General features: G+C 45.2%; 6 protein-coding genes and 1 pseudogene. 5 read left to right on the forward strand and 2 right to left on the reverse strand.

The window, feature by feature from the left end; translation table 11 throughout:
- Positions 1–103 precede the first annotated feature (103 nt).
- The 4 genes from AB4589_RS14485 to nhaA all read left to right on the forward strand — a co-directional run bounded on the left by AB4589_RS14485 (position 104) and on the right by nhaA (position 5,786).
- Positions 104–775 carry an ABC transporter ATP-binding protein gene (locus tag AB4589_RS14485; RefSeq protein ID WP_009847080.1) on the forward strand — a complete coding sequence of 224 codons (672 nt, stop codon included), beginning with the start codon at positions 104–106 and terminating at the stop codon, positions 773–775.
- Positions 756–3,209: an ABC transporter permease gene (locus AB4589_RS14490; protein WP_372100897.1), complete on the forward strand. Its 2,454-nt coding sequence runs from the start codon at positions 756–758 to the stop codon at positions 3,207–3,209. Before AB4589_RS14485 ends, AB4589_RS14490 begins: the two co-directional genes overlap by 20 nt.
- Positions 3,199–4,347 (forward strand): lipocalin-like domain-containing protein, encoded by a 1,149-nt coding sequence (locus tag AB4589_RS14495; protein WP_012604245.1) that lies wholly within the window; start codon positions 3,199–3,201, stop codon positions 4,345–4,347. Before AB4589_RS14490 ends, AB4589_RS14495 begins: the two co-directional genes overlap by 11 nt.
- 275 nt (positions 4,348–4,622) lie before the next feature.
- A complete protein-coding gene (nhaA, locus tag AB4589_RS14500; protein ID WP_009847077.1) occupies positions 4,623–5,786 on the forward strand; it encodes a Na+/H+ antiporter NhaA in 1,164 nt (387 codons plus the stop codon).
- 274 nt (positions 5,787–6,060) lie between these two features.
- Here the strand turns inward: nhaA and AB4589_RS14505 are convergent, their stop codons facing one another.
- Positions 6,061–6,672, reverse strand: a complete 612-nt coding sequence (locus tag AB4589_RS14505) for an OmpA family protein (protein ID WP_009847076.1) — start codon at positions 6,670–6,672, stop codon at positions 6,061–6,063.
- Positions 6,672–7,979, reverse strand: a complete 1,308-nt coding sequence (locus AB4589_RS14510) for a TolC family outer membrane protein (RefSeq protein WP_017096715.1) — start codon at positions 7,977–7,979, stop codon at positions 6,672–6,674. The genes AB4589_RS14505 and AB4589_RS14510 overlap by 1 nt, the downstream gene beginning before the upstream one ends.
- Positions 7,980–8,280: 301 nt before the next feature.
- Here AB4589_RS14510 and AB4589_RS14515 point away from each other — a divergent pair.
- A pseudogene (locus tag AB4589_RS14515) lies at positions 8,281–12,090 on the forward strand (VCBS domain-containing protein).
- Positions 12,091–12,159: the final 69 nt, after the last annotated feature.

A 12,159-nucleotide genomic window follows, 5' to 3' on the forward strand; every position in this document is an offset into this window, starting at 1 on the left:
ATCACTTTATCGTTGGTGTGTGATCTATCTTTCAAAATACTTCCTCCTAACAGGGAATTAGTGTAGATTCTCATTCCAAATTCTAACTAATGTGAGCTGTTTAATGTTAAAGCTGTCAGACCTGTGTAAAGGCTATGTCGATGGGGGGGAGTTTCACCCTGTTTTGCAAGGTGCTGAATTAACATTAAACCAAGGTGATCAGCTGGCATTAATGGGAGAAAGTGGCTCTGGTAAGAGTACTTTGCTGAATCTTATCGCGGGTTTAGACCTCGCCGATTCAGGTGAAATCGCTTTCCCTCACTTCGATATGCACGACTCGACCGAGCGTGACCGCACCGCTTATCGTAGAAACAACATCGGTCATATCTTCCAGCAATTCAACTTGCTACCAACGCTTAACATTGCCGACAACATCCGTTTTTGCCGCCAGTTAAAAGGTTTACCTGAAGATAAGGGACTCTGGAGGCAGATTCTTTCTGCTTTAGACCTGATGCCTTTGCTTGGTCGTTACCCTGAAGAAGCATCTGGTGGCCAGCAACAACGAGCTGCGATTGCTCGTGCTTTGTATATGGAACCGAAAATATTGTTGGCTGATGAACCAACGGGAAGCCTTGATGAGCGCAATGCGGAAGCTGTGATGCGTTTGCTGACCTCTTTGGCCCGCCAATTAGAATGTACCTTATTGCTGGTGACACACAGTGAGAAAGTTGCATTGCATATGGATGGCAGAATTCGTCTACAAGGAGGGCAACTGCATGTTATGGCCCGTAGTTAAAGCGCTACTTGGTCACTATCGACGTTACCCACTTCAGATTATCTTGGTATGGCTTGGTTTAACTCTTGGCGTATCACTTTTGGTTGGTGTTACCGCTATCAACCAACACGCCAAGCAAAGTTATACGCATGGCGAAAAACTCTTTTCGAATCCTCTTCCTTACCGTATTCGACCAAAACATAACGCGAATAAAATCCCGCAAGGTTTTTACATTCAGCTTCGTCGTGAAGGCTTTCAGCAGTGTTCTCCTTTTGACCACCATAGTATCACTGATGAAAATGGTGCAAACTTTATGCTTATTGGCATAGACCCTGTTTCTATGCTTCAGCTTCAGCCTGGTGCTGCCCTAAAAGAACTCACCACGTTAGATCTCATGAAACCACCATATCCGATCCTAGTGAGTGATGATCTTGCTGAACATATGGAATGGAAGGATGGGGACTACATTCCACTGATGGATGGTTCAGAGCTAGGTCCAGTGGTAGTGGACCAAAATAACCTGATTAATGGTACAAGGTTGATTGCGGATATCTCCTTGCTCCGAATGCTTAAACGCAGTGCAGGGCTTTCCGTGATTGCGTGTTCAGACATGTCTCCCGAGAAGTTTGAACGTCTTAAAAACATGTTGCCCAATGGTTTGACAATCTCTCGCAGCTCTAAAGCTGAGCTTGAGTCATTGACTAGCGCTTTCCACTTAAATCTAAAAGCGATGGGCATGCTGTCGTTTGTCGTTGGCTTGTTTATTTTCTATCAAGCGATGTCGCTGTCTTTCATTCAGCGCCAACCACTCGTCGGAATCTTGAGACAAACAGGTGTGTCTGGTTGGCAACTGACTAAAGCGCTTTGCTTAGAGTTATTGTTATTGGTTCTACTGAGCTGGATCTGCGGTAATGTATTCGGTGTCATGTTGGCAAACCAACTGTTACCTGCCGTTTCTTCGAGTTTAGGTGATCTTTACGATGCGAATGTGGGCTTAACCCTTAGCTGGAGTTGGCGTTGGAGTGGTTATAGCTTATTAATGGCGTTGCTTGGTGCATTCCTAGCGTGTGCATGGCCATTGGTTCGTTTGCTGAGGTCGCAACCGATTCGTTTGTCATCTCGTTTATCTTTGATGCGCTTTGCTGGCACTGAGTTTACTTGGCAAGGATTGATTGGTTGTGGTTTCTTGGTTGCAGCTGTCGCTGTGTATCAAGCCCCACAAACGCAAGAATCTGGTTTTGCGATTATTGCCCTGATGCTCGTCAGTGTGGCTTTGTTTACGCCTTTCTTGATGTGGAAGCTGTTCAACAGTTTGTCTTATTCACTGCGTTGGGTTCGTGCTCGCTGGTTCTTTGCGGATGCCGCTTCAAGCATGAGTTATCGTGGTGTGGCGACAATGGCGTTCATGCTAGCGTTAACAGCGAATATTGGTGTAGAAACCATGGTGGGTAGCTTTAGGGATACCACCGATAAATGGCTAACACAGCGCTTGGCTGCAGACCTTTACATCTACCCAACCAACAACGCCGCTGCACGTATGAGTAATTGGCTGTCAGAACAGCCTGAAGTCGATTCAGTTTGGTGGCGTTGGGAGAAAGATGTCGCTTCCCCTGTCGGAAGTACCCAGGTGGTCAGTACTGGTCCTTCTGAAGGCGAATTAGAAGCGCTGACGATCAAGTTAGGTATTCCGAATTACTGGTACCACCTGCATCATTCGAAAGGTGTGTTGATCAGTGAATCGATGTCTCTCAAGTTAGGGATTCGCCCAGGCGACTATATAGACCTTTATGACAGTCTTGGCTCTGGTTGGCAGGTTGTTGGTGTTTATTACGATTATGGCAACCCTTACCATCAAGTCATGATGTCACATCGAAACTGGCTATCTGGGTTTGCTGGACGCGGAAATGTCGGTCTAGGCGTCATACTCAAAGATGATGTCAATTCCGTAGGACTTCGAAGTCGATTGGAAAGCGTATTCAGGCTTGGATCTGAGCGTATTTTTGATAATAACAATATTCACAGTCAGGCGATGAGAGTGTTTGATAGAACATTCGCGATAGCTGATACATTGGGTAACATCACTTTGGTCATCGCGGTCTTCGGCATCTTTTTCGCGACGGTTGCGGGTGAAGTGTCTCGACAAAGGCATATTTCATTGCAACGTTGCTTAGGGGTCTCGGCAAAAGAGCTGATTTTTACAGGCAGCTTGCAGTTGTTTGTGTTCGGACTTATTTCTTCCTTGATTGCTATCCCGCTCGGATTGGCGTTAGCCAGCTTGATCGTCGATATTGTCATTAAGCAGTCTTTTGGGTGGTCACTCGAATTACAAGTGATTCCTTGGGACTATTTGCAGACATTTGCGTGGGCCATGGCAGCATTAATGTTAGCTGGTGCATTGCCAGTGATGAGAATGATTCGGAACACACCGATGAAATCACTGAGGGATGCGCTTTAATATGCTTCAACGAAATGGCTCAAAAAAACTCAGACACCGATTTGTTTCTGCTCTATTACTGATTGGTTTCTTTGGCACTATTTTAGGTGTCTGGGCTTACTATTCCTATTTTGTCGATGTTGGCGATAAGGGCGAGAATGAGGTTAATTCAGTACTTGTCAGTGAGCACTTCAATGTGTTTGAACCTGTATTGCCAGACCGAGGCGTTTCGTTGCCTCGTGATTTCCAGTTCCACCCAGAATTCCAGCATGAGTGGTGGCATTATTTTGCGTCTCTAAAAGGGGATGATGGGAAAAAGTACTCGGTACAGTGGAGCTTCTTTCGCATTGCAACCGATGAGCGAGAAACCTGGGGGTGGCAAAGCCCGCAGGTTTATATTTCAAATGTGGTAATTTCGTCTGAATCTAAGGTTTGGAAAGAGCAGCGTTTGGCGCGTGGTGGCATTGGACAGGCGGGAATGACCAGTCATCCGTTTAGAATTTGGATTGATAACTGGAACTGGCGTGCTCTGGGTAACACACCGTTTCCAGGTCGCCTTCAAGTACAAACCGATACGTTTGGCCTTGAACTCGACACTATTGCGAAAGGGCCATACGTGCTCAACGGCGATAACGGCTATCAGAAAAAGCACGACTTATTGCCTGTCGCGTCTTATAACTTCAGCGCTCCGTTTTTATCTTTGAGTGGGGTTTTGAATCTCGACGGTGTAACGAAAGAAGTCGAAGGTACTGCGTGGGTGCATAAAGAGTGGGGCAGTGGTTTACTCGGAGTCGGTCAGCAAGGCTGGGATTGGTTCGTGTTTAATCTCGATGACGGTACTGCACTGAGCATTAACCGCTATCGCCACAATCAACAATTGCCTTATGTTTTTGGAACATTAGCAACTCGTTCTGGCAAAGTGTATCAGCTAACGGACTCCGACATTTCTATCAAGCCATTACAGAATACGACGCTAATGAATGGCAGAAGAATGCCGCTCCAATGGATTATTAACGTGCCACAACACGATATCAATCTCACTACGCGTATCAAACGTAGGGATATGTGGCTGCCTTTTGTCATACCCTATTGGGAAGGGCCAATTATGGCGAGCGGAAGCCATGAAGCAACAGGCTTTATGCAGTTAACTGGCTACTAAAAAACACCTAAGGCTATCATTTGATAGCCTTTTTTTATGTTTGATATTCCGACAACCCTCGAATTATTTGTGCATACAGCCTTGGTGAACTCATCTATACTTAATTCATGGTGCATAACAACATTATGGAATATACGACGTATTGTTTAGTATTTGTAGGAAAAACCGAAGTTAAACATCCGAAGAAGTGATTATCTATCGATAGAGCTTGGATATAAACTCGTGGTTATTCTTTGTTATTCGTTTATTTAAATAATAAATATAAGGGCGAAATCATGACCGACGTCATCCGTGACTTCTTTAAATTGGAATCTGCTGGCGGCATCATACTAGTCATCGCTGCGGCGATCGCAATGTTTGTAGCAAACTCACCATTGAACGAAATGTACCAAGGGGTACTGCACAGCTATGTTCTTGGTATGTCTGTATCACACTGGATTAACGATGGCTTAATGGCTGTCTTCTTCCTTCTAATTGGCTTAGAAGTTAAGCGCGAACTGTTAGAAGGCGCATTAAAGTCTAAAGAGACAGCAATCTTCCCAGCTATCGCAGCGGTGGGTGGTATGCTAGCTCCTGCGCTTATTTACGTGCTATTCAATTCAAGTAACCCTGAAGCGCTTCAAGGTTGGGCTATCCCAGCGGCAACTGATATCGCTTTCGCATTGGGCATCATGGCTCTTCTTGGTAACCGTGTACCGGTAAGCTTGAAGGTATTCCTACTAGCGTTGGCAATTATCGATGATCTAGGGGTTGTTGTTATCATTGCACTGTTCTACTCAGGCGATCTATCGACGCTTGCACTAACGGTTGGCTTCATTGCAACTGGTGTGCTGTTCATGCTAAACAACAAGCATGTAACTAAGCTGAGTGTTTACCTTATTGTTGGTGCAATTCTGTGGTTCGCAGTGTTGAAGTCAGGTGTTCACGCAACATTGGCTGGTGTAGTCATTGGTTTTGCTATCCCACTGAAAGGCAATAAAGGAGAGCGTTCTCCGCTGAAACATCTAGAACATGCTCTGCACCCATACGTCGCTTTTGCAATTTTGCCAATCTTCGCATTTGCAAATGCAGGTATCTCATTAGAAGGCATCTCAATTTCAAACCTTACAGGCATGCTACCTCTTGGTATTGCTATGGGTCTATTGGTTGGTAAGCCTCTGGGTATCTTCCTATTCAGCTGGGGTGCTGTGAAAACGGGCATCGCTAAGCTTCCTGAAGGTGTGAACTTCATGAACATCTTCGCGGTATCTGTGTTGTGTGGTATTGGCTTTACGATGTCTATCTTTATTTCATCGCTGGCATTTGGTCCAACGAACGCAGATTTTGATACGCTTGCTCGATTAGGTATCCTGATGGGCTCAACGACCGCAGCTATCTTAGGTTACTTCCTGCTAAGTATTTCTTTACCGAAGACTAAGCAACAAGAAGTAAAACTATAATTGGTAGGTAAAAGCAAAATTGATAGGTAAAAGCATAATCGGTAAGTAAAACTATATTCGGTAGTAGGTTCGCTTGATAGCGAGCCTACTCACTGAGTAACAAACCATACCTGAGTAGCAAGAAGAGTCACAGAATCACCTTTACGATTCATGTGACGACAAAGAACAAAAAGCCGTGATGGGTAATCCTATCACGGCTTTATTGATCTTGAAGCTAAGCTGTATTTGTAAGCGACTTTACCTTGCATCTTGCGCTTTCAGTGATGATGTCACGTTACTTTTCTAGTGTGCTAAAAATGGTCCACTCCTCAACGATCTGTTCACTTAACCCAACTACAGTCGCGGTTACCTTACGGTTCAGTGCATGTGAAGTAGGATCGTCACCATCGTTTTCTAAGCGTTCTTCACCATAGCCAACAATTCTCACGCGCTCCGGTTCTATACCATTCGAAAGTAACTCGTCTTGTACATTGTTTGCTCGTTTCTTTGACAAGTCTAAGTTGTATTCGTTGGAGCCCACTTTACTGGCGTAACCTTGGATTTCAATTGAAGCGCTTTTGTAGTTTTCAAGAAACTCTGCCATGGTGCTAATTTGGCTAGAAAATATTGGGTTTACTTCAAATGAGTCATGAGCAAAGAGTATTTTTAGCTGTCGGACTTCTTCCGCTCGAATTGTTTCACCACAGCCATCATTGTCGACTTGTGATGTTTCTGGTGTGCTAGGACAGGTGTCTCGCGCGTTTACTACACCATCTTTATCATCGTCTTGCAGGTCTGCAATTTGTTCAGCTTCGGGCGTTTCGATGTAGGCTTCTCGCTGCTGATTGGAGCAGGCAAATAAAGTCATCGTTAATACGGGAAGTAATAAGTAAGTTATTTTCATCATTAATACTCCACGGCCGTTGTCCACTCTTCCGGTATATCAACCAGCAGAGCATTCAATAAAGAACCTGTAGCGTTCATCACTCGGTATTTAGCGTACTGCTCCGAATAATGGGCATCCAGATAATCTTTGCGTGCTTCAAACAGTTCGTTCTCAGTATTGAGCAGGTCAAGCAGAGTACGTTTACCTATTCGGTATTGTTTTTCATAGGCGATAACGGTTTCTGAAGCTGAATCAACATGGTCGGACAAAAAGTTTTTCTGTTGCAGTGTGAGATCTAAGGCGCTCCATGAGAGGCGAAGTCCTTCTTCGACTTGGCGATAAGCACGATCTCTAAGATCTTTCGCCTTATTGAGTTGGTAAGCAGAAGCTTCTGAATTGGCGCTGTCTGTACCACCATTGTACAAGTTATACCGCATTCTCAGCATTGCGAGCGTTTCTTGACTCGAACCTTCATCGCCTCCTGCATCATCACGCCATGACTGAGACGCTTCTATAGAGAATGTAGGGTAGTTTACGCCTTTGGACTGTTTGTATTGAAAATGTGCTGCGTCGACATCTGCCGCCGCTATTTTAATTACAGGGTGTTTATCTAAAGCGTCAACTAGGGCATCTGACAATGACAGTGGAATCCAAGATATGTCGGCCCTTGGGTAAATCAGACCTAGCGGTTCTTGTCCTACAACTCTTCTAAATTGGGTATGTGTGTCGATCAAATTATTCTGGGCGGCTAATAAGTTACCATGAGCTTTTGCAATCCTAGCTTCTACTTGCGAAACGTCTGCGGTAGAACCTATGCCTGAACTCGCTCGTTTTTTTATGTCTTTATAGATTTTCTTGTGTATCGCAAGGTTACTTTCTGACAGCGCCAGTACCTCAGTCGCTTTTACTGCGTCGAGATATATTTGTGTTACCTCCAGTGCTTTGTCTTCGGCATCTGCTATCAATTGCAAACGAACTGATTCGGCTTCTGCAGCAGTACGGTCAATATCGTTCAGAGTCGAAGAACCATCCCACAGCAGTTGAGTGAGGGAAATCGTTGCTTCCTTTCTTGTTAGATCCGTGTCTGGACCGTTATTTGGTGCAGGGTTTATACCTTCATAACCAATACCGGCATCAAGGTCGATACTCGGCCTGTATGCCCCACCAGAGGCGTCATTACGCTTTTTCACGCTCACATATTCGTTAAAGATGCTTTTTATCTCTGGATTCGTTGCCAGGGTAATAGCCACAGACTGTTCCAGAGTTTGAGCGGCGAGTGGTGCTGCAGCAACTAAGCAACACATTATGGATAATTTAAACAATTTCAAAGTAGCTCTCCTTCTACTTTCAATGCCTCATCCGTTTCCCAACCTACGTTTACCGTTGAATTGAGTGAATGGTATTAAACGAAGCTTAGGACATTTGCAAAAAAATGCGAAGTTTGTTGGTTTTTTTTTGAATGTAAGTCGCTATTGCCATTGACTAATTTAAAAAGCATCGCATTTCCATGTCTTTAGTGAGTTGATTGTCAATAATGCCACTACTAAATTTATTGTAGGAAATAGCCACAGCGCAGAGTGGGATTGGATCCGCGTTTGGTGTGTTCTGGGCAGAAGTGGGAATATGGATATGGGAAATATCAACCTAAGTATACTAGGTCTTGCGAACGGCGTTATAGTGCTCGACGCTCAAGGCCAAGTTAGACGTTTGCCTCCGGGCGAGCAACCAGCTGCTAGCGACGTCATTGTCACTGTCGAAACAACTGAAGAGAGCGTGCCAAACGTTTCTGCACGGTTTGTCGATGACCAAGGTCAGCAAAACGTGATAGACACTGATGATGCGATCGCTCAAGTTCAACGTGCTATTGAAGAAGGGTTTGATCCAACAGAATTGGGTGAAGAGTTTGATGCCGCAGCAGGTGAGCAAGGCTCAAGTCTAACCAACAGCGGTAGGATTGAACGTACAGGGGCTGAAACTCTGGCTTCAACAAACTTTGAAACTGACGGACTTGAATCTCAAGGGCTGTCCGAAACTCAAAGTATTGCTCTTTTCGATATCATTGCTCTTGCGCTTGTTTCAGGTGAAACCAACGTTATTGAGTTTGAACAGGATGAGCCTATTGAAACCGGGGGCGCTTTAACCATTGACGATCCGGACGTTACCTTTATCGCCAAAGATACGGAAGGCGAAAATGGGTTCGGGTCTTTTGTCGTTAATGAGGATGGCTCCTGGACATTCGTGGCCAACAGTCCATTTGATGAACTTGCTGATGGCGAGCAAATTCAAGATACGACGACAGTGCAAACCTCCGACGGTGGCGAACAAGTCATCACCGTCACCATCATTGGTACTGATGATGCGGCAGTCGCTACCGATGACTCGGGCAGTGTGACTGAGGACATTGATGTAGATGAGATCACCAATCAATTAGTGACGTCTGGTCAGATCGTAATTACAGATGTAGACAGCGACACTCCTACCTATTCAGCTGACGGTGAGTTTAACCTCGTAGGTTCAACAAACGAATCACAGCTAGGCGTATTGAGCATCGACCCTGATGGTGCTTGGACTTACGTAGTTAACAACGACGATGTTCAGTACTTGGATGACGATGAATTCGTTACTGAGGTTTATACCGTGACAGCCAGTGACGGTACCACTAGCGAAGTGACTATCATTATTAACGGTGCCGATGATCCATCTGACATAACCGTTGGTGAAGGTGATTCAGACACAGGAGAAGTGACTGAGGATGTGGATGTTGATCAAGAGAGCAACAACTTAGCGACGTCAGGGACGCTAACCATCACCGATGTCGACGATAACGACGTCGCTGCTTTCGAACCAAACGGTGTGTTTAACCCAGAAGGTTCGACCAATGATACCGCTCTGGGTTTTTTGACCATTACCGATGGTGGTGAATAGACTTACGTCGTCAACAACGATGATGTGCAATACCTTGACGACGATGAGTTTGTCACCGAGGTTTACACGGTTACTGCAATAGACGGAACCACGAGCGAAGTGACCATTACTATTAACGGTGCCGATGATCCGTCCGAGATCACCGTTGGCGAAGGTGACTCAGACATGGGTGAGGTGACGGAAGATGTCGATGTTGATCCAGAGAGTAACGACTTGATGGCGACGGGAACACTGACGATTACCGATGTTGATGCTAACGATGTCGCGGCTTTTCAACCAAATGGTACGTTTAATCCAGAAGGTTCGACCAATGATACCGCGTTGGGTATGTTGACTATTACCGACGATGGCGAATGGACTTATGTGGTAGACAACGACAATGTGCAATATCTTGATGACGATGAGTTTGTCACCGAGGTTTACACGGTTACTGCGATTGATGGAACCACCAGTGAAGTAACCATCACCATCAACGGTGCTGATGATCCATCCGAAATTACTGTCGGGGAAGGTGACTCTGATATGGGTGAGGTGACGGAAGATGTCGATGTTGATCCGGAGAGTAACGACTTGATGGCGACGGGAACACTGACGATTACCGATGTTGATGCTAACGATGTCGCGGCTTTTCAACCTAACGGAACGTTTAATCCTGAAGGTTCGACCAATGATACTGCGTTGGGTATGTTGACTATTACCGACGATGGCGAATGGACTTACGTCGTCGACAACGATGATGTGCAATATCTCGATGACGATGAATTTGTCACCGAGGTTTACACGGTTACTGCGATTGACGGAACCACCAGTGAAGTGACCATCACCATCAACGGTGCCGATGATCCATCTGAGATTACGGTTGGGGAAGGTGACTCTGACGTGGGAGAAGTGACAGAGGACGTCGATGTCAATGAAGATACCAACGAACTCTCGGTGTCTGGTACTTTAACGATTACTGACGTCGACACGAGTGACATGCCTGCATTTAAACCTAATGGCGTGTTTACCCCTGTTGGATCTACTTATGCACTTGCACTAGGTATGTTAACGATTACACCTGAAGGGGCATGGAGTTATGTCGTTGATAACGATGCGGTTCAATACTTGAACGATGACGACACGGTTATTGAGCGATATGTCGTCACCGCCATCGATGGTGTAGAGCATGTTATCGAGATAACAATCAATGGTGTCAATGACGCACCTGAAGCGACCAGCTTTACGGTCGTTAATGATGAGGACGCGATTATACCTATCCTCTTCGATTCTGAAGATGGCGGCATGCCAGATTACATCTCAGATATAGAAGATGATCATGACGACATTCCACTTAATATTCGGATAGAAAGTTTGCCAACCAACGGCAGCCTTTTGTATACCGATGAAAATGGCGTCACGAGAGAAATTGTGCAGTCTGACGTCGACAACGGTGTGTTGTTTGTTCCAAACAATATCAGCTTCGTTGCCGGGCCAGGAGAAATGTTTGAAATGGGCTTCAGTGGTGACTCTGACGATATGCCAGAGCTCATTGATGGTTTCTATAATTGGGGCGTCGCGATGTCACCAACCGAGAGACTTATTACCCTAGATAACGGCAATACGATTACGGTTACGATTGAAGACAACAATAATAAACCTTTGAAACAGTATCAAGGTGAACAGTCTCATGTCGGTTTTGGTATTGGTGATACCGATGGTAGAGGTATGAACAAACAGGAGACCTTAGTCCTCGATTTTACGAATAACCCATTAGGGGTCGTTGATTTTGGTTTAGATGGTTTGGGTGGTTCATTTAACACCAATAGTAATGTTTATGTTGAAGTACTCTATACCTTTGCTGATGGTACAACGCATACAGAGCAGTATCAGAAAGACCCCGGAGACACCGGAAATAGCCAACTTCTTTATGATTTTAGTTATTCATCACCAGATAATCCGATCGTTGGAATGGAGTTGTCATCGACAGGGGGCAGTTGGGAGTTACGCTATGTCCAAGGTAACGAGGCGGTAACTGAAGACCCGCAGTTTGATTATGTCGCGGTCGACTCTAATGGCGCAGAAAGCACGGTAGAGACGGTCACCATAGATATCGAAGAACCGCAGCAATATAACGTTATTAGTGCAGCGAGTAATGAACCTTTGTATGCCGAGTCAGGCAACGATCTGCTGATTGGAGATAGCGGAGACAACATCTTCACTTGGCTAGACTCTACGCTCGACAATGGGACCGATATCATTAAAGACTTTGAGCTTTATACGGAGGGCGCCGGTGATCTGATTGACCTAAATGATCTACTTGAAGACCCACAAGATGAAACTCAAATGGCCGAGCTGCTTGGCATGATTGAAGTGTCTGTTGATGTAGACGATATCGCACTATCGATTCCAATCAATGGCGGCAGTGATACTCAAACCATAGTGGTTGAAGGTATTGCAACGGAAATGGGAGCTTCGGTTGATCTCGGCAATGATCTTTCGGTGCTAGCCGAGTTAATCAAAAATGATGCTGCCTAGTAGGATCGTGAAATGCTTTGAACTTTAATGTAATGAAAGCCTCCGGTTTCGAGGTAATGCCGTTCACTT

The organism is Vibrio sp. 10N.222.49.A3 (assembly GCF_041475145.1).
Classification (GTDB): Bacteria; Pseudomonadota; Gammaproteobacteria; order Enterobacterales; family Vibrionaceae; genus Vibrio; species Vibrio tasmaniensis_A.